The organism is Microbacterium ureisolvens, from assembly GCF_019511645.1.
GTDB classification, from domain to species: Bacteria; Actinomycetota; Actinomycetes; order Actinomycetales; family Microbacteriaceae; genus Microbacterium; species Microbacterium ureisolvens_A.
Genome location: NZ_JAEUAX010000001.1, coordinates 512,901 through 539,158, shown reverse-complemented (window position 1 = coordinate 539,158; position 26,258 = coordinate 512,901). Strand labels below are relative to the sequence as shown.

General features: G+C 70.0%; 24 protein-coding genes. 6 read left to right on the top strand and 18 right to left on the bottom strand.

Features of this window, described 5'->3' with window-relative positions; all coding sequences use genetic code 11:
- The 4 genes from nusB to JNB61_RS02535 form a co-directional block, all read right to left on the bottom strand.
- Nucleotides 1–411, bottom strand: a complete 411-nt coding sequence (nusB, locus tag JNB61_RS02550; RefSeq protein ID WP_159844234.1) for a transcription antitermination factor NusB — start codon at nucleotides 409–411, stop codon at nucleotides 1–3.
- A gap of 19 nt (nucleotides 412–430) precedes the next feature.
- Complete coding sequence (gene efp / locus JNB61_RS02545) at nucleotides 431–991, bottom strand: elongation factor P (RefSeq protein WP_159844233.1); 561 nt, start codon at nucleotides 989–991, stop codon at nucleotides 431–433.
- Nucleotides 992–1,107: 116 nt separating this feature from the next.
- Nucleotides 1,108–1,566, bottom strand: a complete 459-nt coding sequence (gene aroQ, locus JNB61_RS02540) for a type II 3-dehydroquinate dehydratase (RefSeq protein WP_220287839.1) — start codon at nucleotides 1,564–1,566, stop codon at nucleotides 1,108–1,110.
- Complete coding sequence (locus JNB61_RS02535; RefSeq protein WP_220338655.1) at nucleotides 1,563–3,398, bottom strand: bifunctional sugar phosphate isomerase/epimerase/4-hydroxyphenylpyruvate dioxygenase family protein; 1,836 nt, start codon at nucleotides 3,396–3,398, stop codon at nucleotides 1,563–1,565. Before JNB61_RS02535 ends, aroQ begins: the two co-directional genes overlap by 4 nt.
- Before the next feature lie 93 nt (nucleotides 3,399–3,491).
- Here JNB61_RS02535 and JNB61_RS02530 point away from each other — a divergent pair, with 93 nt between their 5' ends.
- From JNB61_RS02530 to JNB61_RS02520, 3 genes are all read left to right on the top strand, one after another.
- Nucleotides 3,492–4,115 (top strand): TetR/AcrR family transcriptional regulator, encoded by a 624-nt coding sequence (locus tag JNB61_RS02530; protein WP_220287986.1) that lies wholly within the window; start codon nucleotides 3,492–3,494, stop codon nucleotides 4,113–4,115.
- A gap of 151 nt (nucleotides 4,116–4,266) precedes the next feature.
- Nucleotides 4,267–5,142: a shikimate dehydrogenase gene (locus JNB61_RS02525; protein WP_220338654.1), complete on the top strand. Its 876-nt coding sequence runs from the start codon at nucleotides 4,267–4,269 to the stop codon at nucleotides 5,140–5,142.
- 23 nt (nucleotides 5,143–5,165) lie between these two features.
- On the top strand, nucleotides 5,166–6,491 hold the full coding sequence (locus JNB61_RS02520; RefSeq protein WP_220338653.1) for an MFS transporter: 1,326 nt from the start codon (nucleotides 5,166–5,168) through the stop codon (nucleotides 6,489–6,491).
- Nucleotides 6,492–6,544: 53 nt separating this feature from the next.
- Here JNB61_RS02520 and JNB61_RS02515 read toward each other — a convergent pair whose 3' ends face one another.
- The 11 genes from JNB61_RS02515 to JNB61_RS02465 form a co-directional block, all read right to left on the bottom strand.
- Entirely contained in the window at nucleotides 6,545–7,078 is a 534-nt protein-coding gene (locus tag JNB61_RS02515; protein WP_220338652.1) for a GNAT family N-acetyltransferase, read from the bottom strand.
- On the bottom strand, nucleotides 7,075–8,151 hold the full coding sequence (aroB, locus tag JNB61_RS02510; RefSeq protein WP_220338651.1) for a 3-dehydroquinate synthase: 1,077 nt from the start codon (nucleotides 8,149–8,151) through the stop codon (nucleotides 7,075–7,077). The genes JNB61_RS02515 and aroB overlap by 4 nt, the downstream gene beginning before the upstream one ends.
- Nucleotides 8,148–8,708 carry a shikimate kinase gene (locus JNB61_RS02505; protein WP_220287828.1) on the bottom strand — a complete coding sequence of 187 codons (561 nt, stop codon included), beginning with the start codon at nucleotides 8,706–8,708 and terminating at the stop codon, nucleotides 8,148–8,150. Before JNB61_RS02505 ends, aroB begins: the two co-directional genes overlap by 4 nt.
- Nucleotides 8,692–9,921, bottom strand: coding sequence for a chorismate synthase (gene aroC, locus JNB61_RS02500; protein WP_220338650.1), 1,230 nt, complete (start codon nucleotides 9,919–9,921; stop codon nucleotides 8,692–8,694). The genes JNB61_RS02505 and aroC overlap by 17 nt, the downstream gene beginning before the upstream one ends.
- 30 nt (nucleotides 9,922–9,951) lie before the next feature.
- Nucleotides 9,952–10,830, bottom strand: a complete 879-nt coding sequence (locus JNB61_RS02495; RefSeq protein ID WP_220338649.1) for a shikimate dehydrogenase — start codon at nucleotides 10,828–10,830, stop codon at nucleotides 9,952–9,954.
- Nucleotides 10,797–12,539 carry an endolytic transglycosylase MltG gene (gene mltG / locus JNB61_RS02490; protein WP_220338648.1) on the bottom strand — a complete coding sequence of 581 codons (1,743 nt, stop codon included), beginning with the start codon at nucleotides 12,537–12,539 and terminating at the stop codon, nucleotides 10,797–10,799. Before mltG ends, JNB61_RS02495 begins: the two co-directional genes overlap by 34 nt.
- A complete protein-coding gene (gene ruvX, locus JNB61_RS02485) occupies nucleotides 12,539–13,006 on the bottom strand; it encodes a Holliday junction resolvase RuvX (RefSeq protein WP_220287820.1) in 468 nt (155 codons plus the stop codon). The genes mltG and ruvX overlap by 1 nt, the downstream gene beginning before the upstream one ends.
- Nucleotides 13,003–15,660 carry an alanine--tRNA ligase gene (gene alaS, locus JNB61_RS02480; RefSeq protein WP_220338647.1) on the bottom strand — a complete coding sequence of 886 codons (2,658 nt, stop codon included), beginning with the start codon at nucleotides 15,658–15,660 and terminating at the stop codon, nucleotides 13,003–13,005. The genes ruvX and alaS overlap by 4 nt, the downstream gene beginning before the upstream one ends.
- Before the next feature lie 94 nt (nucleotides 15,661–15,754).
- Nucleotides 15,755–16,051 (bottom strand): ATPase, encoded by a 297-nt coding sequence (locus JNB61_RS02475; RefSeq protein ID WP_159844223.1) that lies wholly within the window; start codon nucleotides 16,049–16,051, stop codon nucleotides 15,755–15,757.
- A gap of 129 nt (nucleotides 16,052–16,180) precedes the next feature.
- Nucleotides 16,181–16,810, bottom strand: a complete 630-nt coding sequence (gene rpsD / locus JNB61_RS02470) for a 30S ribosomal protein S4 (protein ID WP_159844222.1) — start codon at nucleotides 16,808–16,810, stop codon at nucleotides 16,181–16,183.
- 233 nt (nucleotides 16,811–17,043) lie between these two features.
- A complete protein-coding gene (locus JNB61_RS02465) occupies nucleotides 17,044–18,390 on the bottom strand; it encodes a replication-associated recombination protein A (RefSeq protein ID WP_159844221.1) in 1,347 nt (448 codons plus the stop codon).
- Between the two features lie 135 nt (nucleotides 18,391–18,525).
- On the opposite strand from JNB61_RS02465, the gene JNB61_RS02460 reads away from it, so the two are divergent.
- The 3 genes from JNB61_RS02460 to JNB61_RS02450 all read left to right on the top strand — a co-directional run bounded on the left by JNB61_RS02460 (nucleotide 18,526) and on the right by JNB61_RS02450 (nucleotide 21,251).
- Complete coding sequence (locus JNB61_RS02460) at nucleotides 18,526–18,834, top strand: dioxygenase (RefSeq protein ID WP_159844219.1); 309 nt, start codon at nucleotides 18,526–18,528, stop codon at nucleotides 18,832–18,834.
- Between the two features lie 108 nt (nucleotides 18,835–18,942).
- Entirely contained in the window at nucleotides 18,943–20,571 is a 1,629-nt protein-coding gene (locus tag JNB61_RS02455; RefSeq protein ID WP_220338646.1) for a DUF349 domain-containing protein, read from the top strand.
- Between the two features lie 113 nt (nucleotides 20,572–20,684).
- Entirely contained in the window at nucleotides 20,685–21,251 is a 567-nt protein-coding gene (locus JNB61_RS02450) for a type IV toxin-antitoxin system AbiEi family antitoxin (RefSeq protein WP_220338645.1), read from the top strand.
- Here JNB61_RS02450 and JNB61_RS02445 read toward each other — a convergent pair.
- Genes JNB61_RS02445 through secD form a run of 3 tightly spaced genes read right to left on the bottom strand, consistent with a single transcriptional unit; the run spans nucleotide 21,221 to nucleotide 26,241 of the window.
- Nucleotides 21,221–23,470, bottom strand: coding sequence for a RelA/SpoT family protein (locus tag JNB61_RS02445; RefSeq protein ID WP_220287810.1), 2,250 nt, complete (start codon nucleotides 23,468–23,470; stop codon nucleotides 21,221–21,223). The two genes, JNB61_RS02450 and JNB61_RS02445, sit on opposite strands and share 31 nt — an antisense overlap.
- A gap of 54 nt (nucleotides 23,471–23,524) precedes the next feature.
- A complete protein-coding gene (gene secF / locus JNB61_RS02440) occupies nucleotides 23,525–24,517 on the bottom strand; it encodes a protein translocase subunit SecF (RefSeq protein ID WP_220287808.1) in 993 nt (330 codons plus the stop codon).
- On the bottom strand, nucleotides 24,517–26,241 hold the full coding sequence (gene secD / locus JNB61_RS02435; RefSeq protein WP_220287806.1) for a protein translocase subunit SecD: 1,725 nt from the start codon (nucleotides 26,239–26,241) through the stop codon (nucleotides 24,517–24,519). The genes secF and secD overlap by 1 nt, the downstream gene beginning before the upstream one ends.
- Between the last annotated feature and the right edge of the window lie 17 nt (nucleotides 26,242–26,258).

Genomic DNA, 26,258 nt, shown 5'->3' with positions numbered 1-26,258 from the left:
TCAGCTCGCGCGGGCGATGCGCGCGAGGACGCCGTGGACGAAGGGACCCGACTCGTCGGACGAGAACTCCTTGACCAGCTCGACCGCCTCGTCGATCGCGACCGCCGTCGGCACCTCGTCGTTGAAGAGGATCTCCCACGTGCCGATGCGCAGCACGGCGCGGTCGACCGCGGGCATGCGGGCGAGCGTCCAGTCCTTCGCGAACGTCGTGATCTGCTCGTCGATGGCGTCCTGGTTGTCGATCACGCCGTCGACGATCTCGCGCGCGTACAGCCACGAGGCCTGACGCGCCGGCTCGTTGGCCGCACGCGCGGCCTCGGCCGCCAGCACGGTCGCCGGCGTGTCGCCGCGCACGTCCGCCTGGAAGAGGATGTCGAGCGCGCGTTTGCGCGCCTTCGTACGGGCACTCATCGGTCAGCTGCCCCGCGCGTCAGTTGACGCGGCCGAGGTAGTCGCCCGTGCGGGTGTCGACCTTGACCTTGGTCCCGGTCTCGAGGAAGAGCGGAACCTGGATCTCGTAGCCGGTCTCGACGGTCGCAGCCTTCGTGCCGGCCGACGAGCGGTCGCCCTGCAGGCCCGGCTCGGTGTACGTGATCTCGAGGACGACCGATGCAGGCAGCTCGACGTACAGCGGGTTGCCGTTGTTGAGCGCGATCTGCACCTGCTGGTTCTCGAGCAGGAAGTGCGCCGCGTCGCCGACCGTCGCCGCGCCCACGTTGATCTGGTCGTAGTCCTCGACGTCCATGAAGACGAAGTTGTCGCCGTCGTTGTAGAGATACGTGAAGTCGCGGCGGTCGACGTTCTCGATGTCGATCTTCGCTCCCGCGTTGTAGGTGCGGTCGACGACCTTGCCCGAGACGACGTTCTTCAGCTTCGTGCGGACGAATGCGCCGCCCTTGCCCGGCTTGACGTGCTGGAACTCGATGACGCTCCAGAGCTGGCCGTCGATGCTGAGGACGACGCCGTTCTTGATGTCTGCGGTGGAAGCCATGAGGGTACGAATCCGTTTCGTTGAAGTTAAGGAGGCGATCGCCGCCCCGTGAACGAGCTCGGGGCCGGACCTGCCGACGTTCGATTCTACGGGATGCCTGGTCCCCGGCCGATTCGTCAGCCGTCGGCCTGCCCGGTGACGATGTCGATGAGGCGCGCGACGGCGGTCGCGTAACCGGGCACCCCTTCGCCGATCACATGGACGACGGCGACGTCCGCGACGTAGGAGTGGTGGCGGAACTCCTCGCGTGCCATCACGTCCGAGATGTGCACCTCGGCCACCGGCAGCGCGACGCCCGACAGGGCGTCGCGGAGCACGACGGACGTGTGGGTCAAGCCGCCGGGGTTGATGACGATGCCGGCGCAGTCCTCGCGCGCGTCGTGGATCGCGTCGAGGAGAACGCCCTCGTGGTTGCTCTGCACCGCCCGCACCTCGAAGCCGCGGCGGGCGGCAGCATCCGTCGCCACCTGCACGACGTCGGCCAGCGTCGCCGTCCCGTAGATCTCGGGTTCGCGCGTGCCCAGGAGGTTCAGGTTGGGGCCGTTGACGAGCAGGAGGCGGCGAGGGGTGGTCATGCTCGCACGATATCAGCGCGGATGGCGCCGGCTCGCTGCGCTGAGAGCCTCACGGGCGCGTTTCCTGCGCCGTACCCGTCGTACCGCCCACGGCGCTCGACGAATTCGCAGAACAGGTCGCCGACCGTGCCGGTGTAGAAGTGCAGGTACTCGCCGTGCGCGTCGCGATCGAAGACGAGGTCGAGCTCCTGGAGCGTCGCCAGGAACTCGTCGTCGAGGTCGAACCGCGCCGCGAGGTCCTCGTAGTAGTTGCGCGGGATCGGCAGCGGCCGAAGTCCCTTCGTCCTCGCCGCGCGCGCGAGTGCCACGATGTCGTCGCACGCGAAGGCGACGTGCTGGGGCGACGCCCCCGGGCGACCTGAGAGGATCGGCGGCGACACGTTGAGCGGGATGCGGATGGAGCCGTCGGGAGACTGGATGACGCGGCTCTGCACGAGGCCCTGCGGGCTGGCCACCTCCGTCGAGCTCGCCGCCGGGAGTTCGAGCACGGAGGAGAAGAACAGGATCGCCTCGTCCACGACCTGCCAGGGCTGGCCCAGACTCACGTGATCGACGGCGACGATGGGGCCCTCGCGCGGGGGCTCGCCATGCTCGAACTCGGCGGCCCATGCGGGTTCGCCCTCCGTGCGGCGCGAGCACCAGAAGATCTCGGTGCCGTCGGGAGCCGTGGCGCCGTGGAGCAGCTGCTCCCCCGAATACGTCCGCCTGTATGCGAGCGGCGTCTCGAGCTCCACGGCGCGCGCGGTGAGGGCGGCGGCGTCCGGGACGTCGAATCCGACGGCCGCGATGTGCGGATCGAGGGCGCGGGCGTGCTGTTCGTTGAGCACTACGCGGGCCTCGCCCGCCGTCCACAGGGTGACCGGCTTGGTCCGGTGCTTGCCGCGCGGCGTGAACCCCACCGTCTCGAGGAGCGCCTCGATGTCGGATGTGTCCTCGGCCTTGATCTCTACGAAATCGAAGCCGCGAGGGCTCCCGCCGTGGGCGAGCGTGGCGAAATCGGGCGGCGCGGCGCTGCCGAGGGCGCGCGCGACGGCATCCTCCAGCCACCGCAGAGAGCGGCGGGCGTGGACGGCGGTGCCCCGCACGTCGACCTGCCGGAAGGTGTCGTTGAAGACCTCCAGCGAGACCGGTCCGTCGTAGCCGGCGCGCAGGACGTGGGTGAGGAACCGCGTCAGGTCGAAGCTGCCTTCCCCGGGGAAGAGGCGATGATGCCGGCTCCACGAGAGCACGTCCATCGAGAGCGCGGGAGCATCTGCGAGCTGCAGGAAGAAGATGCGGTCGCCGGGGATCGCCTCGATCGCCTGCGGGTCGTGGCCGCGCGAGAGGATGTGGAAGGAGTCCAGGCAGATGCCCACCGCCGGATGGTCCGCGAGCTGCACGATCCGCCAGGCGCGGCGGTAGTCGTCGACGTACTTCCCCCAGGCCAGCGCCTCGAACGCGATCCGGATGCCGTGGTCCTGCGCGAGATCGCCGAGCCGGCGGAGCTGGGATGCCGAGACCGCGTCGTCGTCGACCGTCGCGGTCGCCACGTTGCTGCAGCAGAGCACGACGTCTATGCCCAGGCGCGCCATGAGCGAGAACTTGGCCGTCGCGCGCCGCAGCACATCCTGGAACGTCGGCTCGTCGACTCCCTCGACGTCGCGCATCGGCTGGTACAGGTCGAGGGTCAGCCCGAGCCGTCCTGCTAGCGCGCGGATCTCCTCAGGGCTCTCCGGCGCCGACACGAGGTCTGGCTCGAAGATCTCGACGCCGTCGAAGCCGGCCGCGGCCGCTGCGTGAAGCTTCTCGACGAGGGTTCCGCTCATGCACACCGTCGCGATGGAGGTCCTCATGGCGTCACAATGTACCAGTTAGTACATTGTGACGCACCCCCCTCCTCGCAGCTCGCCTCGGGGGCGCCCACTATCCTGACGATCGTGCCCCCCATGACGCGCGACGCCGAGCGCACGCGAGCCGAACTCCTCGCGGTCGCGACCGAGGTGTTCGCCGAGGAGGGGTACTCCGGCGCCCGCGTCGACGACATCGCCGAGCGCACACGCACGACGAAGCGGATGATCTACTACTACTTCGGCGGCAAGGAGCAGCTTTACCTCGCGGTGCTGGAGAACGCCTACCAGGGCATCCGGGAGGCCGAGCGGGCGATCGACGTGGACCACACGGATCCCGTCGCCGCGATCCGCCAGCTCGCCGAGCTCACCTTCGACCACCACGTGACGCACGACGCCTTCATCCGGCTCGTGGCGATCGAGAACATCCACCGCGGCGAGTTCATCCGGCGCATCGACTCGCTCCGGACGCTCGCGCAGCCGGCGAAGACCCTCCTCGACGAGATCCTCGAACGCGGACGCGACGCAGGAGTCTTCCGCGCCGACGTCGACGCCATCGACGTCCACCTCGTCATCAGCGCCTACTGCGTGTTCCAGATCGCGAATCAGTACACGTTCGGCTACCTCTTCGACATGTCGTTCACCGATCCCGAGCGCCGCCGCCACCTGCGGTCGCTCATCGGCGACGTCGTCGTCGGCTGGCTCACGAACTTCCCACGGTAGCCAGGGCGCCGTCGGTCGCGCGCCGCGTCGGTCGGCGCCTCTCCTGCTGCCCACCGGCCTGCGACGTTCCCCTTGACATCGTCAAATGGTCGTGGTTTCCTCTGAACGTACCAGTTAGTACATTGATGTATCTGTCGGACGAAGGAGTGCCATGAACCAGACGCCGCCGTATCTCGTCGGGCTCGTCGGAACGGGCGTGTCACCGTCCCTCACACCGGCGCTGCATATGGCGGAGGCTCGCGCGCTGGGCATCGACTACGTCTACCGCACCATCGACCTCACGACGTTGGGCCTCGCCCCCGACCAGCTGCCCGACATCCTGGCGTGGGCGCGCCGACTCGGCTTCGACGCCCTCAACATCACCCACCCGTGCAAGCGTCTCGTCGTCGAGTATCTCGACCGCATCGACCCCCTCGCCCAGGCGCTCGGTTCGGTGAACACCGTGCTCTTCACCGAGGACGGGCTCGCCGGCTACAACACCGACACGACCGGGTTCGAGACGGCCTTCCGCACGGGCCTGCCGGACGTGGCCGTCGACGACGTGGTCCTGCTCGGCGCGGGCGGCGCCGGCTCGGCGGTCGCCGACGCCCTGCTGCGCGTCGGAACCGGAAGGCTCACCATCGTCGACATCGATGCCGAGCGCGCCGCGGAGCTGGCGACAGACCTCACCCGTCGTCACGCCCTCGAGGTCGGCAACGCCACGACGGACGCGCTCCCGCGCCTCCTCGCGTCGGCGTCCGGGCTCGTGCACTGCACGCCGACGGGGATGAAGGAGCATCCCGGGACGCCGTTCTCCCCTCACCTGCTCAGGCCCGAGATCTGGGTGGCCGACATCGTGTACCGGCCCCTCGACACCGCGCTCCTGCGCGCCGCCCGGGATGCCGGGTGCGCGACGCTCGACGGCGGTCGGATGGCGGTCCACCAGGCCGCCGACGCCTTCCGCCTCATCACCGGTCACGAGCCGGACCCCGACCGAATGATCCGCCATTTCCACCACCTTGTTGCGCCGGACCGCGTGCCGGCGTGACACTCACCACAGAAGGACGACCGATGACAACCACCGCAACGACGCGGAAGACCCCCGTGAAGGCCGCTGTCGCCAGCTTCATGGGCAGCGCCGTCGAGTATTACGACTTCTTCCTGTTCGGCTCCGCCGCCGCGCTCATCTTCCCCACCGTGTTCTTCCCCTCCGACAACCAGGCCGCTCTCGTCATGTCGTTCGCGACGTTCGGCTTCGCCTACATCGCGCGGCCCGTGGGCGCGGTCATCCTCGGCCACTTCGGCGACCGCATCGGTCGTCAGAAGGTGCTCATGTTCACCCTGCTGCTCATGGGCATCTCGACCTTCACGATCGGCTGCCTCCCCGGCTACGAGCAGATCGGCTGGGCCGCCCCGGCGCTCCTCGTGCTGTGCCGGCTCATGCAGGGCCTCTCCGCAGCGGGCGAGCAGGCGGGCGCTTCGTCGCTGACGCTCGAACACGCACCCGACGACCGCCGGTCGTTCTACACCTCGTGGACGCTCACCGGCACGCAGGGCGGGCAGATCCTCGCTGCGCTCATCTTCATCCCCGTCGTGGCCCTCCCCGACGAGATCAAGTACACATGGGGCTGGCGCGTGCCGTTCTGGCTGAGTGCGATCGTCGTGCTCGTCGCCTTCTTCATCCGGCGGACGCTGCACGAGACCCCCGAGTTCGAGCAGGCGAAGGCTGATGGGCGAATCGCCCGGATGCCGCTCATCCCTCTCCTGCGCGACCACTGGCGCGACGTGCTGCGCGTGATCTGCTGCGCCTTCATCGCGGCCGTCTCGACGGTGTTCGGCAACCTCGCCATCGCCTATGGAGTGGAGGTCGGGCTCAACGCCGCGATCACCCTCTGGCTGGTCGTCGTCGCGAACTTCGTCGCCCTCGGCACGCAGCCGCTGTTCGGCGCGCTGGCGGACCGCATCGGCCGCAAGCCGGTGTTCATCTACGGCGCGCTGTCGTCGGCCGCCTTCATGCCCTTCTACATGCTGTCGATGGGGGCCGGGAACGAGTTTGTGACGTTCCTGCTGGCGGTGCTCACGTTCTCATGCGGGTATGCCGCCGCCAATGCGGTGTGGCCCTCGTTCTACGGCGAGATGTTCAGCACGCGCGTGCGGTTCTCGGGCATGGCGATCGGCACGCAGCTCGGGTTCCTGATGGCGGGCTTCGCGCCGTCCATCGTCACCGCGCTCGGTGGTGTGCAAGAGGGCGGCTGGGTCGTCATCAGCGTCTTCACCGCGGTCATCTCGCTCATCGCGACCGTGAGCGCCCTCACCGCACGCGAGTCGAAGGGCATCCCGACCGCAGAGCTCGGGCGGGAGTCCGAGAAGCACGAAGCGCTCGCGCCGGCCGTCTGACGGCGGCCGTCGCACGGACCCCGTCCCGGTTCGCCGGGGCGGGGTCCGTCGCGTCACGGCAGGGGCCGGGCCATCACGATCTCAGGGCCGATCACGCTCGTGAAGGTCTCGCCCGTCGGCCCGAACCCGGCCCGGCGATAGGCCGCTTGCGCGCGGAGGTTCTCCCGATGGACGTCGAGGCTGAGCCGGGTGAGCCCGAGGGCGGTCACCCACTCCGCGGCGGCGTCGAGCAGGAGGTCGATGGCTCCCGTGCCCCGATGGGCAGGGTTGACGTACACCCCGACGACATCCGCCCGGCGGTCGTCGACGAAACGGCCCAGGTGGTCGGTCTGCCCGCTCGCGCGGACGAGCACGGAGACACTTCCCACCCAGACGTCGTCGACGACGGCCACGAACTGCGCCGCGGTCTCACTCTCGGCGGCGAGCTGTGCGCGGTCGCGCCAGAACTGCTCCGGACGGGCCGCGACCTGCTCGGGCGTCTCGAGGAAGGCGATGTTCGCGTCAGGATCGCTCGTCGACTCGAGCCGCAGCTCGCGCACCGCCTGCCACTCGTCGGAGCGGATGCGGCGCACGATCGGCGCGGTCACCCCGCGACCTCCTGGTACGCGGCGAACAGCAGCGACTCGTCGGGCGCCTGGAGCACTGTGGGCTTGGCGATGTCGTCGAGCACGATGAAGCGCAGCATGCCGCCGCGGCTCTTCTTGTCGCGCTGCATCGTCGACAGCAGCTGCGGCCACGCGCCGGGGCGGTAGCCCGTCGGCAGGCCGAGCGACTCGAGGATGTCGCGGTGGCGCTGGGCAGCGGCATCCGGCAGGCGACCTGCCAATCGCGAGAGCTCGGCGGCGAACACCATGCCCACGGAGATGGCGGCGCCGTGGCGCCACCGGTAGCGCTCGGCGTGCTCGATGGCGTGGCCGAGCGTATGGCCGTAGTTGAGGATCTCGCGCAGGCCCGCCTCGCGGAGGTCCTCCCCCACCACGCGCGCCTTCATCTCGATGGCGAGCTCGATCGTGCGGCGGAACGCGGCGCTCCGCGGCTCGACGGCGTTCTCGGGATCGGCCTCGATCAGCTCGAGGATCTCGGGCGCCCAGATGAAGCCGGCCTTGACGACCTCGGCGTAGCCCGCGACACGCTCGTTGCGCGACAGCGTGTCGAGCAGGTCGAGGTCGCAGATCACGGCACGGGGCGCCCAGAACGCGCCGACGAGGTTCTTGCCCTCGGCGGTGTTGACGCCGGTCTTCCCGCCGACGGCGGCGTCGACCATTCCGAGCACCGTCGTCGGCACCTGCACCACCTCGACGCCGCGCAGCCACGTGGCCGCGACGAATCCCGCGAGGTCGGTCACCGCTCCCCCGCCGAAGCCCACGACGGCGTCGGTGCGGGTGAAGTCGGCCTTGCCCATCACCTGCCAGCAGAACGCGGCGACCTCGATCCGCTTGCCCGCCTCCGCATCGGGGATCTCGGCGAGCAGCACCTCGCGGTCGCCCACGAGCTGCGCGCGCAGCCGCTCGGCCTGCTCCGCGAGGGTCGGCGGGTGGATCACGAGCACCTTGCGGGCGGCGGGCGGAAGGGCATCGCCCAGGGACGAGAGGATGCCGTGTCCGACGGTGATGTCGTAGCTCGCGTCTCCGCTCACGGTGATGGTCGTGGCATCCGTCATGCGGTGTGCTCCTTGTGCTCGTCGCCCGTGGCGGCCATCGGGTCGGCGGTGCCGCGCACCCACGCCACCAGGGCGTCGACGACGTCCTGCAGCGGACCCGTGGAGGTGTCGAAGGTGACGTCGGCGAGTTCCTCGTAGACGGGCCGGCGCTCTTCGAAGATCGCCGTCCAGCGCTCGATCGCGTCGTCGCCGCCCTGCAGCAGCGGCCGGTTCGAGTCGCGGACGCGGCCCGCGACGACCCGTGGCGACACGGTGAGCAGCACGACGCGGTGCCCGGCGAGGTCGGCGCGCGTCTCGGGATTCAGCACGGCTCCGCCGCCCAGGGAGATGACGCCGCCGGTGGCGAGTCCTTCGATCACGGCCGCCCGCTCGGCGGCACGGAAGTGGGCTTCGCCGCGTTCGACGAAGAGCTGCTCGATGGGGCCGTGGTCGCGGACGACCGCTGCGTCGGTGTCGAAGAACGGCACGCCCAGCGCGCGGGCCGCCTTCTTGCCGATGCTGGTCTTGCCGGCCCCCATCGGACCGATCAGCACGACGGCGTCAGAGCGCGAGGTCATGGTCGGCGAGACCGGAATCGCTTTCCGCCGCACTGCGCAGCGCGTCGGGGATCGCCGCGAGGTAGCCCTCGAGATTGCGGCGCGTCTCGGCGACGTTGTCGCCCCCGAACTTCTCGAGCACGACGTCGGCGAGCACGACCGCCACCATGGCCTCGGCGACGACACCGGCGGCGGGAACGGCGCACACGTCGGAGCGCTGGTGGTGGGCTGACGCGGCGTCGCCGGTCGCGACGTCCACGGTGCGCAGCGCGCGAGGCACGGTGGCGATGGGCTTCATGCCCGCCCGCACGCGCAGCACTGTGCCGGTCGACATCCCGCCCTCCGTGCCGCCCGCCTTGTCGCTCGACCGGGTGATGCCGTCGCCGGCGACGAACAGCTCGTCGTGGGCGGCTGAGCCGCGGCGACGGGTGGTCTCGAAGCCGTCGCCGACCTCGACGCCCTTGATGGCCTGGATGCTCATGAGCGCCTGCGCGAGCTTCGCGTCGAGGCGGCGGTCCCAGTGCACGTGAGAGCCGAGCCCCGGTGGCAGCCCGTAGGCGAGCACCTCGACGATTCCGCCGAGCGTGTCGCCCTCCTTGCGGGCGTCGTCGACCTCGGCCACCATTGCCGCGCTCGTGGTGGGATCGAAGCAGCGCAGCGGGTCGGCGTCCAGTGCGTCCACGTCGTCAGGCGTGGGCACGGCGGAGCCTTCCGGCACCCGCACGGGTCCGATCGACAGGGTGTGGCTGACCAGACGGATGCCGAGCTCCGCCAGGAACGCGCGAGCGAGCGCACCCAGGGCGACTCTCGCGGCCGTCTCGCGGGCGCTCGCGCGCTCCAGGATCGGACGCGCCTCGTCGAAGCCGTACTTCTGCATGCCGACGAGATCGGCGTGGCCAGGGCGAGGACGCGTGAGCGCCGCACCGCGTCCGCGCGACTTCTCGGTGAGTTCTACGGGCTCCGCGCTCATCACCTCGACCCACTTCGGCCACTCGGTGTTGCCGATGCGCAGCGCGATGGGGCTCCCGAGAGTCGTGCCGTGCACGACGCCGGAGGAGATGGTGAGCTCGTCCTCCTCGAACTTCATGCGCGAACCGCGGCCGTAGCCGAGCTTGCGGCGCGCGAGATCCGCCTGGATCGCGGCGCGGGAGACGGGGACGCCCGCAGGCAGGCCCTCCATGACGGCGACGAGTTCGGGGCCGTGCGATTCGCCGGCCGTGAGCACGCGGAGCATTGGTCCAGTCTCCCACGCCCCAGCGGGCCGTTACGCCGCCGCGGGTTCCTCAAGCGCCCTGCGCATCGCCCGCAGGGCCTCCGCCTCGCGATCCAGCGGGGTTGCGGGGTCGCCGTGGCGGAAGATGCGGATCTGCAGGAGAGCCTGGTGCAGCAGCATCCCGAGCCCCGATCGGGCAGTTCCGCCCGTGCGCTCCCACGCGGCAGACAGCGCGGTCGGCCAATGTCCGTACACGACGTCGAGCAGCAGGCCGCCGGAGCGGGCGAGCGCGTCGGCCGCAGCATCCGGAACCGGTGCGTCGCCCGGCAGCGTCGCAATCGTGAGAGGCACGTCTTCGTGGACGGATGCTGCGAACGGCGTGGTCTCGACCGTCATGCCGAGGCGGCGGCCGAGGTCGGCAAGGGGCGCGGCGGCTTCGGGGCGGCGGGCGACCACCTCCACCTCACGCGCGCCGAGCTCGGACAGGGCGGCCAGCGCCGAGGTCGCCGTGGCGCCGGCACCGACGATGCGGGCCCGTGCGATCTCGGCGACGCCGTCGTCGGCGAGGGCGCGGACGATGCCGCCCACGTCGGTGTTGAAGCCGCGGGGGCCGCCGGAGTCGAGCAGCAGCGTGTTGACCGCACCGGTCAGCTGGGCCCGACGGTCGAGCGAAGAGGCCGCCGCGAAGGCGACGCCCTTCAGCGGCATGGTGAGCGAGAGGCCGCGCCAGCTGTCGTCGAGAGCGGCCAGCTCGTCGCCGAACGACGCCACGTCGACCCGGCGGCGACCGTAGGTCCAGTCGAACCCGAGCACCTCGTACGCCGCGGCGTGCAGCTGGGGTGAGCGGCTGTGCGCGATCGGGTCGCCCCAGACCTCCAGACGCGACGCGCGGCCGCTCAGCACCCCGAGTCCGGGTGCTCGGAACACCACTGCTGCATCTGCTCGACGTACTTCAGGTGCTCGTTGTACGTGGCCGAGAAGATCGTCTCGCCGGAATCCATGTCGACGGTCACGAAGTACATCCAAGGGCCGTCGGCCGGGTGCATGGCGGCATTGATCGCGACGTCGCCCGGGTTGGCGATCGGCCCGATCGGCAGCCCCGCGTGGACGTAGGTGTTCCACGGGTTCGGGTCGTACTGCGCCTCCTCGGAGGTGCTTGCGGACCCTTCATGGAGCTCGCCGAAGCCGAACTGGGCCGTCGAGTCCATCTGCAGCAGGCCGAAGGTCTCCTGGTTGTTCGGGTCGAGGCGGTTCAGGATGACGCGGGCGACCTTCTGCATGTCCACCTCGAAGCGGGCCTCGCGCTGGATGATCGAGGCGGTCGTCAGGATCTCCTGACGACGCTCCTGCGGCACGCCGGCGGCATCGAGGGACTGCTTCGTGCGGTCCACGAGCGTCTGGATGGCCGACTGCGCGGTCACGCCGGGGTCGAAGGTGTAGGTCGCCGGGAACAGCCAGCCCTCGAGCGGCTGACCCCCTGCCGCGGCGATGGCCGGGTCGGCGGGGACACCGTAGGCCGCCGGGTCGGCTGCAGCCGCCGTGAGCTCCTCGAGCGGGATGCCCGTGCCCTCGGAGATCCGCTGAAGCGTGCCCTCCACGGTGAAGCCCTCCGGGATCTGCGCGGTGAACTCCTGCTTGTTGGCAGGATCCAGAAGCATCGCCAGAGCGGCCTCGCTGGTCATCTTCTGCTGCAGCCGGTAGACGCCCGGCTGGAAGGTGGGGTTCTGCCCGCTCGTGATGAGGTAGTCGTAGAACGCGTCGGGCGTCTTCGTCACCCCCGCGTCGTAGAGCGACTGCGAGATAGGCGAGCCGGTGTCGCCCTGCGCGATCGTGACGAACGCCTCGCCGTTCGCGAGGCCTGCTTCGTAGTCTTTCGGCTCTTCCCAGCCCATGACCTCGCGGATCTTGTCTTCATACGTGTTCCACACGTACAAGCCGCCGGCCGCGATGCCGCCGAGGATCAGCAGCACGACGCCGAGGGCGATCCAGCCCCCGATGCGCCTGCGCTTCTTGTTCGGCGGTGGAGGGGCATGGCCGATGTCGTTCGTCGAGGCCGACCCGCTGAACAGGTCCTCGAGCGAGCCGGAGGGCGCCGACCGCTCGTGGTCCTCGTCGCGGGGAGCGCTCGTCCCGCGCGCTGCGGGGGTCGCGGCGGCCACGGCTGTCGCAGGGGCGCCCGCGGGCGCGGCGCCGCCGCGGCTGTAGGGCATCGCGGGGCTCGCACCGGCGGCGGCGAAGATCCAGGGGTCGTCGTCGACCGGCGCCTCGACGTCGATCGGCTGCGTCTGGGGGCGTGGTGTGCGCAGCGGCACCGGCTGGAAGCCGCTGCCGGATGCCGGCTGGTCGACGGCGGGCGCCGCGGGCGGCGACGCAGGAGCGGTTGCGCCGGGAGCGGTTGCGCCGGGAGCGGTTGCGCCGGGAGCCGTCGCGCCGGGAGCGTTCCCAGACACCGGCGTGGAGCCCGTGATGAGGGATTCCCACGTGCCGGGCTGGGCGCCGGGAGCCGCTGCCGGGGCCGACGGTGCAACGGACGCCGGCGTCGTCGGCGTCTCCCCCGTCGCCGCCTGTCGCGCGGCCGCCTCGCGGGCAGCGCGGCGCGACCGGGGAACGGCTTCGCCGTCGGGCGATGAGTCGGGCATCAGGCTGGCTCCTGGGGGACGGGGGTTCCGGGAGGTCGTCCGGTGCTCTTCTCGACGTCGAGCGCTTGCTGGAGCAGGACGACCGCGGCGACCTGGTCCACGATGTTACGCGACGAACGCTGGGTTCTGCCCGAACTGCGCAGCGCCGCGTGTGCCGAGACGGTGGAAAGACGCTCGTCGACGAGGCGTACGGGAAGCCCGGATGCTGCCGCCAGCGCCGCGGCGAAGTCCCGGGCGTCCTGGGTCGATGCGGTGTCCTCGCCGCGCATGTTCAGCGGCAGGCCGACGTAGAGCTCGACCGCCGAGTACTCGTCGGACAGCGCCACGATGCGGGTCACCGAGGCGTCGTCGCGGGGCACCGTCTCCACCGGTGTCGCGAGCAGGCCGTCGGGATCGCATTTCGCGACCCCGACCCGGGCCTTGCCGACATCGATGCCGAGCCGCGTGCCGCGCCGGAAGCCGCTCACGCGCCGAGCGCGTCCTTCACCGAGCCCAGTGCCGCCGGCAGGGCCGCGGCATCCGTTCCGCCGCCCTGTGCGACGTCGTCGCGGCCGCCGCCACCGCCGCCCAGCACACCTGCGGCGCCCTTCGCGAGCACCCCCGCCCGGGCGCCTGCAGCGCGGGCCGCGTCGTTGGTGGCGACAATCACGACCGGCCGGTCGTTGACGACCGCGCCCAGCGCGACCACGGCCGCGTCGGAGCCGAGGCGCTCGCGCACCTGCAGGGCCAGCGAGCGGACGTCGTCGGCGGATGCGGCGTTGCCGAGCGACTCGGCCACCACGACGGTGTCGCCCACCCGCGTCGCGGATGCGGCAAGAGCGGGAAGCCGGTCTCCGAGCGCCTTGGCCTCGAAGGCGGCGATCTTCTTCTCGGCGGCCTTCAGGCTCGCCTGCAGCTCCGCGATCCGCGCGGGAAGCTGATCGCGCGGTGCCTTGAGCGAGGTCGTCAGCTGCGACACGAGCGCGCGCTCGGCCGCGAGCGAGCGGAAGGCGTCGAGACCGACCAGCGCCTCGACGCGGCGGTTCGACGCGCCGACCGACGACTCGCCGATGAGGTTGATGAGCCCGATCTCGGCGCTCGTGGAGACGTGCGTGCCCGCGCAGAGCTCACGCGACCACGGGCCGCCGATGTCGACCATGCGCACGGTGTCGCCGTACTTCTCGCCGAACAGCGCCATCGCTCCGAGCGAGCGCGCCTCGTCGAGCGGGAGCACGCGCGTGGTCACCTCGAGGTTGTCGCGAACCGCGTTGTTGGCGATCTCCTCGATCTCGGTCTTTGTCTCGTCCGACAGCGACTGCCCCCACGCGAAGTCGAAGCGCATGTAGCCGGCACGGTTGAGCGAGCCTGCCTGCGTCGCCGTCTTGCCGAGCGTGTCGCGGAGTGCGGCGTGCACCAGGTGCGTCGCGGAGTGCGCCTGACGAGCGGCGCGGCGGTTCGCAGCATCCACCACCGTCGTCGCCGCCTGACCGACGCCCACCTCGCCCGTCGACACCTCGACGGTATGGCTGATGAGCCCCGGGACCGGCTTCTGCACGTCGAGCACCTCGAGCTCGTAGCCCGGGCCGACGATGACGCCCTTGTCGGCGACCTGGCCGCCCGACTCGGCGTACAGCGCGGTCTCGGCGAGAATCACCTCGGCGATCTGACCGACGCTTGCGCGGTCGACCGACACGCCGTCGACGAGGATTCCGAGCACCTGCGACTCGGCCTCGAGGTCGGTGTAGCCCGTGAACACCGTCTCGCCCTGCGCACGCAGGTCGCGGTACACGCTGGTGTCGGCGAGCTGGCGCTTGCGGGCCCGCGCGTCGGCCTTGGCGCGTGCGCGCTGCTCCTGCATGAGGCCGTCGAACGCGGCGCGGTCGACGCTCAGCCCCGCCTCTTCGGCGATCTCCAGGGTGAGGTCGATCGGGAACCCGTAGGTATCGTGCAGCAGGAACGCCTCGGCACCCGTGAGCGTCGTGCCGCCCGCCGCCTTCGCCTGAGTGAGCGACTCGTCGAGGATGGACTCCCCCGCGGCAAGGGTGCGCAGGAACGTCGCCTCCTCGGCGAGGGCGTACTGCGAGATGCGGGCCCAGTCGGTCTCGACGACCGGGTAGGCGTCCTTCATGGCGTCGCGCGACGCCGTGAACAGCACCTCGAAGGTCGGGCCGTCGACACCGAGCAGACGCATCGAGCGGATCACACGACGCATCAGGCGTCGCAGGATGTAGCCGCGGCCGTCGTTGGAGGGCGTGACGCCGTCCGACATGAGCATGAGCGATGAGCGGACGTGGTCCGCGACCACGCGGAAGCGCACATCGTCGTCGTGGTTCGCGCCGTACGTGCGTCCCGAGAGCTCCACGGCCTTGTCGAGCACCGGACGCACCTGGTCGGTCTCGTACATGTTGTCGACGCCCTGCTTGATGAACGCGATGCGCTCCAGACCCATGCCGGTGTCGATGTTCTTGTTCGGCAGCTCGCCGACGATGTCGAAGTCGTACTTCGACCGCACGTTGGTGATCTCGTACTGCATGAACACGAGGTTCCAGATCTCGACGTACCGGTCGTCGTCGGTCGCAGGACCGCCGTCGATGCCGTATTCCGGGCCGCGGTCGAAGAAGATCTCCGAGCAGGGGCCGGCAGGACCCGGGAGCCCGGTGCTCCAGTAATTCGTGTCCTTGCCCAGGCGCTGGATGCGCTCCGCGGGAAGGTCGGTCAGCTGGAGCCAGAGGTCGTGCGCCTCGTCGTCCTCTTCGTAGACGGTGACCCACAGGTCCTTCTGATCGAACCCGAGACCGCCCTCGGACTCCGGGCTGGTCAGCAGATCCCACGCGTAGCGGATCGCGCCTTCCTTGAAGTAGTCGCCGAACGACCAGTTGCCGAGCATCTGGAAGAACGTGCCGTGGCGCGGCGTCTTTCCGACCTCTTCGATGTCGTTGGTGCGGATGCACTTCTGGTTGTCTGCCGCGCGGGGGTACGGCGCCGGCACGTCGCCCGAGAGATACGGGATGAAGGGCACCATGCCGGCCACCGTGAACAGCAGCGCCGGGTCGTCGGTCACCAGCGATGCGGAGGGGACGATGGTGTGGCCGTTCTTCTCGAAGTAATCGAGGAAGCGCTGTGCGATCTCGGCGGTCTTCATGCGGGTCCTTGCGTGTGCGTGCGAATGCGTGCGTGTTCGGGGTATCTGGGGAGGTTCGAGCGGGCCGGCGGTGCTCGCCGGGTGCGGGTGCCGCTCAGTCGGCGATCTTGCGGGCCGCGTCGTCGACGGCGTCCGCGACGTTCGCGACGGCATCGGATGCCACGGCCCGGGCGCTGGACGCCGCGTCGGCGGCGGCATCCCTCACGTCGTCGACGAGGCCTGCGAAGCGGGCCTCCTGTTCGCGGTACGCGTCGCCCATGCGGTCGGTGAACTCCGTGATGCGGGCGTCGACGTCCGCGAGGATCTCGTGGCCGCGCGGGTCCTTGTTGACCAGGTGCGCGAGAACGAATCCGCCGGCGATGCCGAGCAGGAACCACAGGAGGTTCTTCATGTCACCACTTCCTCGCGGGCCGCCGGGACGCGGCATCCCCCCATCGTATGCGGAAACGACCCGAGGCACCCGGCAGGCAAAGACAAAGGGCGCCGGGTGACCCCGACGCCCTTCGTCACTTGCTGAAGATCAGCGAGCTGCGTAGTACTCGACGACGAGCTGGACGTCGCAGACCACGGGGACCTCGGCGCGCTTGGGGCGGCGCACGAGACGGGCCTGGAGCTTGTCGAGCTCGACCTCGAGGTAGCCCGGGACGGGCGGCAGGACCTCGGCGTGGCCGCCGAGAGCTGCGACCTGGAAGGGCTCGAGGCCCTCGCTCTTCGCCTTGACGTGGATGAGCTGACCCGGCTTCACGCGGAACGACGGGCGGTCGACGAGCTGGCCGTCCACGAGGATGTGGCGGTGCACGACGAGCTGACGTGCCTGCGCGGTGGTGCGGGCGAAGCCGGCGCGCAGCACGAGGGCGTCCAGACGCATCTCGAGCTGCTCGACGAGGTTCTCACCGGTCAGGCCCTGGGTGCGGCGGGCCTCGTTGAACTGGATGCGCAGCTGCTTCTCGCGGATGCCGTACTGCTCGCGCAGACGCTGCTTCTCACGGAGGCGGACGGCGTAGTCGCTGTCCTGCTTGCGCTTGGTGCGGCCGTGCTCGCCCGGAGCGTAGGGACGCTTCTCCAGGTAGCGGGCGGCCTTCGGGGTGAGCGCGACGCCGAGGGCGCGCGACAGACGGACCTTGCGGCGGTCCTGGGACTTCGTTGCCACGAAGTGTTCCTTTCGATGACGCTGCCGTGTCTTTCACGGCTCGCGGACGTATCACCCTGTCTTCGCCCTGTCCGGACTGCACGCCGGGGCATGCCGGAAGGTAGGTCTGGAAGAGAGGGGATGCCCGAAAACGGCGTTTCGAGCCGCTCAAGCTTACCAGACGCGGTCGGCGGGCATCCCGCACGACCGTGGGGCGCGGCGGCGAAGCGCGCATCGAGTCGACGGACGGGTGTTCAGCGGCCGTCGAGGATGCGCCGGATCTTCTCGAGGCGGGCCTGGACGTCGCGCTCTGCGCCGAGGGCCTTGGGCTCGTAGTAGCGACGGCCGCGCAGTTCGTCGGGCAGGTACTGCTGCGCCGCGATGCCGATCTCGGCGTCGTGCGGGTACACGTACCCCTTGCCGTGCCCCAGGCGCTTCGCCCCCGGATAGTGGGCATCGCGCAGGTGGATCGGAACGCGGCCGAAGCCGCCGGAGCGGACGTCGGCGATCGCCGCGTCGATCGCGAGGTAGGCAGCGTTCGACTTCGCGGTCGTCGCTAGGTACGCGGTCGCCTCCGCCAGCGGGATCCGGCCCTCCGGCATCCCGATGAACTGCACGGCGTCGGCGGCGGCCACGGCGATCGGCAGCGCCTGGGGGTCGGCGAGACCGATGTCCTCCGCGGCGGAGATGATGAGGCGGCGGGCGATGAATCGCGGGTCCTCTCCCGCCTCGATCATCCGGGCGAGGTAGTGCATCGCGGCATCCACATCCGAGCCGCGGATCGACTTGATGAAGGCGCTGATGACGTCGTAGTGCTCGTCGCCCTGGCGGTCGTAGCGCAGCAGCGCCCGATCGACCGCCTGTGCGACGTTGTCGGCTGAGATCTCGGGGATCGTCCGCACGTCGTCGTCGTCATCGTCATCGTCCGGGATCGCGAGGGAGGCCGCCGCCTCGAGTGCCGTGAGGGCTCGCCGCGCGTCGCCCGAGGCGAGTCGCACCAGGGCGGCGCGCGCCTCGTCGCCGAGCACGACGCTGCCCGAGAGGCCACGGGCATCGGTGACCGCGCGGTCGAGGAGCATGCCGAGGTCTTCGTCGGTGAGGGGCTTGAGCGTCAGCAGGAGCGACCGCGACAGGAGCGGCGAGATCACGGAGAACGACGGATTCTCGGTCGTCGCCGCGATGAGCACGACCCAGCCGTTCTCCACGCCCGGCAGCAAGGCGTCCTGCTGGGCCTTCGTGAAGCGGTGGATCTCGTCAAGGAAGAGGATGGTGGACTGGCCGTAGAGATCTCGCTGGGTCAGCGCCTCCTGCATCACCTCGCGCACGTCGCGCACACCCGCGGTCACGGCGGAGAGCTCGACGAACCGCCGCCCCGAAGAGCGGGCGATCGCCTGCGCGAGCGTGGTCTTGCCCGTACCGGGTGGTCCCCACAGGATGACCGACGTCGCGGCCCGAGCCGCGGCATCCGGATTCGCGAGCGTCACCAACGGCGACCCCGCACGCAGCAGGTGCGACTGCCCCGCGACCTCGTCCAGCGAGGTCGGACGCATGCGCACGGCGAGAGGCGTCAGGCCCTGGAAGAGCGCGGAAGGACCGGTCACTCCACCAGGCTATCCCGCGGCCACGACACCGGATCCGCGGTTTGGCGGCCGCAGTGCGGGCCCGTAGGATCAACCCGCCCGGGCGCTGCCTGGCACGGGCGGATGCGCCCGACATGAACGGAACGAGGAGGTCACGTGGCGACCGGTGGCAAAGACCGCGACGCACGGGCTGCGCGCGAGCGCACGCGGCTGTACGAGGCGCGACGTCAGTTCCACGACGGCCAGTCGCGCCGTCGCACGCGCGACAACCTGATCGCGGGCATCGTCGGCGGGATGCTGGTGCTCGGTCTGATCGGAGCGCAGACGCTGTACTTCGTCGCAGGCCCCGGCGCCCCTGAGCCTTCGCCGTCGTCGACTCCGGCGCCCACCGCCACGACGCCGGAGCCGACGCCGTCGGCGACGACCACGCCGGAACCCGGCGCGACGCCCACGCCGACCCCCTGAGTCCGGCGTCTCGCACCATATCGGCACCTCGGGCGGGCCGTGCGCCGTACTAGGCTGTGAGCCGTCCTACTCCCTACAGACGGCGCGAGCCGCGATGAGGTGCAACCCGTGACTGCCGCAGCAGACTTCCCGCCCGAGACCGACGCCCCCGAGGCCGCCGGGGCCGACGACAACGAGACCCCGGCCGTCGCCGACGACGCGACCGTGGCCGATACCCCGACGGACGCGGGTGCCGCGCCCGCCGCCGACGACACCGCGGAGGCGGAATCGGCCGAGCCGGCCCCTCTCGCAGGCGACGGGTCCAAGTCCGAGGAGACGCCGGACGAAGCCGCGTCTGAGGGATCCGAAGCGGCGGACGTCGAGATCGAGCTCGTCGAGGTCGACGTGGTGGAGGTCGTCGAGGACTCCGAAGTCGTGGCCGTCGAGGTGGTCGGCGTCGCTGAGGTCGTCGAAGACGACGAGGTCGTCGCCGTCGAGGTTGTGGACGTCACCGTCGAGACCGGGCAGTCCGCCGACGAGCCCTGGGGCCGTGTCGACGAGGACGGCACCGTCTCGGTCCGCGAGGCCGACGGCTGGCGTGTCGTGGGCCAGTACCCCGACGGCTCCGCCGAAGAGGCGCTCGCGTACTTCGAGCGCAAGTACAACGACCTGGCCAGCGAGGTGACCCTGCTCGAGGTGCGCCATCGTCGCGGCGGCGCATCCGCCTCCGACCTTCGCTCCACCGCGCGCACGATCAACGGCAAGCTCGAGGGCGCTGCCGCGGTCGGCGATCTCGCGAGCCTCGTGGCCCGCGTAGCCGCCCTCACCGAGACGCTCGCCGCCGAGTCCGCGACCGAGGCCGTCGCGGCGCGCGAAGCCGTCGACGACGCGGTCAAGGCCCGCACCGAGCTGGTCGAGAAGGCGGAGGCCCTCGCCGCCCGCGACCCGCGCACCGTGCAGTGGAAGCAGGCCACGGCAGAGCTCAACGCGCTGTTCGACCAGTGGCAGTCGCAGCAGCAGAACGGTCCGCGACTGCCGAAGTCCACGGCTCAGCAGCTCTGGAAGCGATTCCGCGACGCACGCGCCACGGTCGACAAGCACCGTCGTGCGTTCTACGCCGAGCTGGACGAGGCGCACAAGGGCGTCCGCGACCGCAAGACGCGCCTCGTCGAGAAGGCCGAGGCACTCGCGCCCAAGGGCGAGGACGGCATCCCCGCATATCGCGAGCTGCTCGACCAGTGGAAGACGGCCGGACGCGCCGGCAAGAAGGTCGACGACGCCCTCTGGGCACGCTTCAAGGCCGCTGGTGACGCGCTCTACGGCGCGCGCATCGAGCGCGAGGCGGCGGACGCCGAGGCCTCCCGCGAGAAGATCGAGCTCAAGCGCGCGCTCCTCGATGAGGCGAAGGCGGTCGGAGACGAGCGCGATATCGCGAAGGCGCGCTCGATCCTGACGGGCATCCAGCGCCGCTGGGACGAGATCGGGCGTATCTTCCCCCGTGACACGGAGCGTTCCCTCGATGACGAGCTGCGTCGCGTGGAGAACGCGCTGCGTTCGCGTGAGGACGCCGACTGGAAGCGCAACGACCCCGAGCAGAAGGCGCGCGCGAATGACATGACGCGCCAGCTGAACGACGCGATCCAGAAGCTCGAGGACGAGCTCGAGGCCGCGAAGAAGTCGGGAGACAAGAAGGCGATCGCGAATGCGACCGACGCGCTCGAGGCGCGTCGCACGTGGCTCAAGGCACTGGGCGGCTGATCCGCCCCGCCTGAGCGTTCGGGAACCCGGTCGTCGCATCCGCGGCGGCCGGGTTCTCCACAATCGGCGGGTGCGGCATCCCCGCATCCTCGGCGGTGCGGCAGACTGCCTCCGTGGGATCGCCCTTCCTCTACTTCGCCGATGAGCGGCTCTCCCGCGCGGAGCTCACGGCCGCATGCCTCGACGGCGACCTCGTGGCTCTCGGCGATGCGTACATCCCGGCGGACGCCGTCGAGACCACGGCGCTGCGCGCGGGCTCGCTCGCCGAGACCCTGGGTGAGACGCTCGCGGCGACCCACTTGTCCGCCGCGTGGGTGCACGGCGGCCTGCCGTCGCCGCCCTCACGCCACACCGTGCAGCGCGCGGTGCCGCGGCGGATCCACGTCCGGCCCGACCGTCGCGTGGTGTACCGCGACCTGCAGGTGCCGGCGGACGACCTCCAGCTCATCGGCGGCGTGCTCGTGACGACGCCCGAGCGCACGCTCGCCGATCTCGCGCGCGTGGGCGACGACGAGCATACGGCGGCCGCGCGCCTCCTCACGGACGTCGACACGGATGCCGCGGACCGGGCGATCGCACGGCTGGAGGCGGGGGCGCTCCCCCACAAGCGCTCGGCCCTGGCGTGCCTCCGGGGGATCGTCGCCGCACGTCAGGACGACGTGACGCGGTACACGTCGTAGACCGCGTCGATGCGCCGCACCGCATTGAGGACGCGATCGAGATGCACGATGTCGCCCATCTCGAAGACGAAGCGGCTGAGCGCCAGACGGTCGTTCGAGGTCGAGACCGTCGCCGAGAGGATGTTGACGTGGTGCTCGCTGAGCACACGCGTCACATCGCTCAGAAGCCCCGAGCGATCGAGAGCCTCGACCTGGATCTGCACCAGGAAGACGCTCTTCGTCGTGGGCGCCCACTCGACCTCGATGAGGCGCTCGGGGTCCTCCATGAGCGATTTGACGTTGGTGCAGTCGGCGCGGTGGACCGAGACGCCGCTGCCTCGCGTGACGAACCCGACGATCTGGTCGCCGGGCACCGGGGTGCAGCACTTCGCGAGCTTGACCAGGATGTCGGGGGCGCCGCGCACGAGGATGCCGGAATCGCCGTTGCGCGGTGCACGTGCCCGGCCGACGACCGGCAGGTCGATCGGACCGGTGGTCGTGTCGCCTGCCGCGACCAGCGCGGTGACCTTCTCGATGACCGACTGGGTCGACACGTGACCTTCGCCGACGGCGGCGTACAGCGCGGAGACGTCCTCGTAGCGGAGCTGGTGGGCGACCTCGGTGAACGAGTCCTGGCTCATCAGGCGCTGCAGCGGCAGGTTCTGCCGGCGCATCGCGCGAGCGATCGACTCCTTGCCCTGCTCGATGGCCTCTTCGCGGCGCTCCTTGGTGAACCAGCCGCGGATCTTGTTACGGGCGCGCGTGCTGCGCACGAAGCCGAGCCAGTCCTGGCTCGGGCCGGCGTCGGGGTTCTTCGACGTGAAGACCTCGACGACGTCGCCGCTCTTGAGCTCGGACTCCAGCGGCACGAGGCGCCCGTTGACCTTGGCCCCCATCGTGCGATGGCCGACCTCGGTGTGCACGGCGTAGGCGAAGTCGACGGGTGTCGCCCCAGACGGCAACCCGATGACGCGGCCCTTCGGTGTGAAGACGTAGACCTCTTTGGCGCCGATCTCGAAACGGAGGGAATCGAGGAATTCGCCGGGGTCCGCGGTCTCGGCCTGCCAGTCCGAGATATGGGCGAGCCACGCCATGTCGGTGTCGACGGACTTGGAGTCCGGCTTGCCGCCGTTCATCTGCTCTTTGTACTTCCAGTGCGCCGCGACGCCGTACTCCGCCTGTTGGTGCATCTCGTGCGTGCGGATCTGGATCTCGACGGTGCGGCCCCCCGGGCCGATCACCGTGGTGTGGAGCGACTGGTAGAGGTTGAACTTCGGGGTGGCGATGTAGTCCTTGAAGCGCCCGGGCAGCGGCGTCCACCGTGCGTGGATCGCGCCGAGCACGGCGTAGCAGTCGCGCACGCTGCCCACGAGCACGCGGATGCCGATGAGGTCGTAGATGTCGTCGAACTCGCGGCCGCGGACGACCATCTTCTGATACACGGAGTACAGCTGCTTGGGACGACCCATCACCCGCCCGCGTATGCGCAGCTCCCGCAGGTCGCTGTCGACCGCGTCGATGACGTTCTGCACGTACTGCTCGCGCTGGGGCGTGCGCTGCTTCACGAGGCTGTCGATCTCGGCGTACAGCTTCGGATGCAGCACGGCGAACGACAAGTCCTCGAGCTCGGACTTGATCGCCTGGATGCCGAGCCGATGCGCGAGCGGCGCGTAGATCTCGAGAGTCTCGGTCGCCTTCTTGCGTGACTTCTCGGGCGGCACGAAACCCCACGTGCGCGCGTTGTGCAGGCGGTCGGCGAGCTTGATGAGCAGGACGCGGATGTCGCGCGACATCGCGACGATCATCTTGCGGACCGTCTCGGCCTGCGCGCTCTCCCCGTACTTGACCTTGTCGAGCTTCGTCACGCCGTCGACCAGCATGGCGACCTCGTCGCCGAACTCGCTCGTGAGCATCTCGAGCGAGTAGTCGGTGTCTTCGACGGTGTCGTGCAGGAGCGCCGCCGCGATCGCACGCGGCCCGAGACCCAGATCGGCGAGGATCTGCGCGACCGCCAGCGGGTGCGTGATGTACGGCTCGCCGCTCTGACGCAGCTGACCGGTGTGCGCCGTCTCTGCGACCGAATAGGCGCGCTCGACGATCGACAGGTCGCCCTTGGGATGATGCGTACGCACCGTCCGCAGGAGCTGCTCGACGTCGTCGCGGCGCGCGGACCTCGAGAAGATCCGAGGGACCAGGCGTCGCAGCGAGGAGGATTGGGCGGGAGGGACGGTCTCGGTCACTCGATCCCCTCCCTTCCGCTGGACCTCACAATCCTACGCCCGCACGGCGAACCCTCAGGCCGGGGTGCCCGCCAGCTCACGCGCCGCCACCACGCGCGCGTCGCGCGCCTTGATGGCCGGCTCGTTCTCGCGCAGCAGCGAGTACAGCGGCGCCGCGACGAAGATCGTCGAGTACGCGGCCACGATGGTCCCGACGAAGATCGACAGCGAAAGGTCGGTGAGCGTCTGCGCACCCGCCCACACGATCCCGATGAACAGGATCGCACCGGTCGGGAGGATCGCGACCACCGTCGTGTTGATCGACCGCACGAGGGTCTGGTTCACCGCGAGGTTTACGGATTCGCCGAACGTGCGTCCGGAGACCTCGCCGTCCTCGCTGGTGTTCTCCCTGATCTTGTCGAAGACGACCGTGGTGTCGTACAAAGCGTACGAGAGGATCGTCAGGAAGCCGATGACGGCGGCGGGCGAGATCTCGAAGCCGAACAGGGCGTAGATGCCGATCGTGATGATGAGCACGTCCACGAGGCCGATGATCGCCGAGAGCGACATCTTCCAGGTGCGGAAGTACAGCGCGAGGATGATGGCCGTCAGAGCGAGGAAGATCGCGAGACCCCAGAGCGACTGGCGCGTGACGTCCGCTCCCCAGCTGGGCCCGATGAACGCGTAGCTGACTTCGCTCTCGGGCACGTTGTACGCCTCGGCCAAGGCGGCCGACACCTCGCGGCTCTCGGCATCCGTCATCTGGTCGGTCTGGACGCGCACCGCGTCCTCGCCGATCGTGACGACCTTGGTCGTGGCATCCGGCACGACCGAGTGGACGGCTTCGGTTGCCAGCGACTGGTCGATGGGCGACGCGACGCCGCTCACCGTGAACTGCGAGCCGCCGGTGAACTCGATCGAGAACTGGATGGGGCGCAGCAGCGGAACCAGGGCGGAGCCCAGGACGAGGATCGCCGCGATGAGGAACCACAGGCGGCGGCGGCCGACGAAGGGGAAGGAGGTCTTGCCCGTGTAGAGGTCGTTGCCGAACTGGCTCATGGAGCGCATCAGTCGTCTCCCTCCTTGACGGTCGTGCTGGGTTTCGCGCTGTCGGCTGCGGCGAGCTCGGCCTGCTTCCGCTCGGCGATGGTCTGGCGACGCGCCGCCTCGCCGCGGGACTTGGCGTTGCGGCGGCCGGCGGCGCCGGTGGCGAGCACCGGCTCGCGGAACTGCGCGCGACCGCGATAGACGGCGCCCAGGGCGGTCGGGTCGAGCCCGGACAGCGGGTGCCCCGACCCGAAGAACCGGGTCCGCGCGAGCAGCTGCAGCACCGGGTGCGTGAACAGGATGAAGATCAGGACGTCGATCGCGGTCGTGAGACCGAGAGTGAAGGCGAAGCCCTTCACCGTCGAGTCGGCCAGGATGTACAGCACCACGGCGGCGAGGATGTTGATCGACTTCGAGATGTAGATCGTGCGCTTCGCGCGTCCCCAGCCGTCCTCTACGGCGGCGGTGATCGACTTGCCGTCACGGAGCTCGTCTCGGATGCGCTCGAAGTAGACGATGAACGAGTCGGCGGTGAATCCGATGGTCACGATCAGACCGGCGACGCCGGCGAGCGACAGGCGGAAGCCCATGCGCCACGCCAGGATGCACAGCGTGAGGTAGGTCAGCACCGCCATCACCGCGAGGGAGGCGATGATGATGAAACCGAGCGCACGGTAGACGATGAGCGAGTAGATCGCGACCAGGAGCAGACCGATGAGGCCCGCGATGAGGCCGATCTGCAGCTGCTGCGAGCCGAGCGTCGCGGAGATCGAGTTCGAGCTCTCGACCGTGAAGCTGAGCGGCAGCGCGCCGTACTTCAGCTGGTCGGCGAGCACCTTCGCGCTCTCCTGCGTGAAGCTGCCCGTGATGCTGGGCTTGCCGTCGAGGATCACGCCGTTCATCGAGGGGGCCGACAGCACGTAGCCGTCGAGCACGAACGCGAACTGGTTCAGCGGGGCCTGCGCGCCATAGAGGCGCTGGCTGATCTCGCCGAACGTCTGGGTGCCCTCTGCATCGAACGAGAGGTTGACCGCCCACAGACCGTTGTTCTGCTGAAGGCCGAAGGTCGCGTCGTCGATCGACGACCCGTCGAGCTCGACGGGGCCGAGGATGTACTTGACGGTGCCGTCGGCGTCGCACGTGATCAGCGGCTCGTCGGCCGGCGCGTTGGCGGGATCGTTCGCCGGGTCGGCGCAGTCGTAGGCCTGGAACTCGGCCTGCAGCGCCGGCGTGATCCACGCGGGGTCGCTGCCGTTGGTCGGCGAGGTGCTCGGGGTCGCCTGGAGCGTCGGGTCGGGCGTCGGGTAGGGCGTCTCGTTCCCGTCCTCCCCCACGAAGGTGTTGGCCGGAGCGCCCGTGTAGAGCACCGCGCGCAGCTGCAGCTGGGCGGAGGCTTCGATGCGGTTCCGGGTCTCCTCGTCTGCCTGGCCCGGGATCTGGACGACGATCTGATTGCCCGCCTGCGTGGTGACCTCGGCCTCGCCGACGCCCGAGGCGTCGACGCGCTGACGGATGATCGTCACGGCCTGCTGCATCTGCTCGGGCGACGGGTCGGCGCCGTCCTCGGTCTGGGCCTCGAGGACGATCTGCGTGCCGCCCTGAAGGTCGAGCGCGAGCGCGGGGGTCCACGAACTCTGCCCGAACACATACACGCCGAGCGCGTTGATGCCGAACAGGAGCGCCGTGATCGCGAGGAGTCCGGTCAGCGCGCGCCATGCATGCCGGACGGGGGTGGATGTCGCCACGTCTTTGCTTTCTGGAG

Bases quoted from the DNA above. Each gene is read 5' to 3' on its own strand.
- nusB (WP_159844234.1), bottom strand. From the start codon at position 411: ATGAGTGCCCGTACGAAGGCGCGCAAACGCGCGCTCGACATCCTCTTC.
- efp (WP_159844233.1), bottom strand. From the start codon at position 991: ATGGCTTCCACCGCAGACATCAAGAACGGCGTCGTCCTCAGCATCGAC.
- aroQ (WP_220287839.1), bottom strand. From the start codon at position 1,566: ATGACCACCCCTCGCCGCCTCCTGCTCGTCAACGGCCCCAACCTGAAC.
- JNB61_RS02535 (WP_220338655.1), bottom strand. From the start codon at position 3,398: ATGAGGACCTCCATCGCGACGGTGTGCATGAGCGGAACCCTCGTCGAG.
- JNB61_RS02530 (WP_220287986.1), top strand. From the start codon at position 3,492: ATGACGCGCGACGCCGAGCGCACGCGAGCCGAACTCCTCGCGGTCGCG.
- JNB61_RS02525 (WP_220338654.1), top strand. From the start codon at position 4,267: ATGAACCAGACGCCGCCGTATCTCGTCGGGCTCGTCGGAACGGGCGTG.
- JNB61_RS02520 (WP_220338653.1), top strand. From the start codon at position 5,166: ATGACAACCACCGCAACGACGCGGAAGACCCCCGTGAAGGCCGCTGTC.
- aroB (WP_220338651.1), bottom strand. From the start codon at position 8,151: ATGACGGATGCCACGACCATCACCGTGAGCGGAGACGCGAGCTACGAC.
- JNB61_RS02505 (WP_220287828.1), bottom strand. From the start codon at position 8,708: ATGACCTCGCGCTCTGACGCCGTCGTGCTGATCGGTCCGATGGGGGCC.
- aroC (WP_220338650.1), bottom strand. From the start codon at position 9,921: ATGCTCCGCGTGCTCACGGCCGGCGAATCGCACGGCCCCGAACTCGTC.
- mltG (WP_220338648.1), bottom strand. From the start codon at position 12,539: ATGCCCGACTCATCGCCCGACGGCGAAGCCGTTCCCCGGTCGCGCCGC.
- alaS (WP_220338647.1), bottom strand. From the start codon at position 15,660: ATGAAGACCGCCGAGATCGCACAGCGCTTCCTCGATTACTTCGAGAAG.
- JNB61_RS02475 (WP_159844223.1), bottom strand. From the start codon at position 16,051: ATGAAGAACCTCCTGTGGTTCCTGCTCGGCATCGCCGGCGGATTCGTT.
- secF (WP_220287808.1), bottom strand. From the start codon at position 24,517: ATGCGCTCCATGAGCCAGTTCGGCAACGACCTCTACACGGGCAAGACC.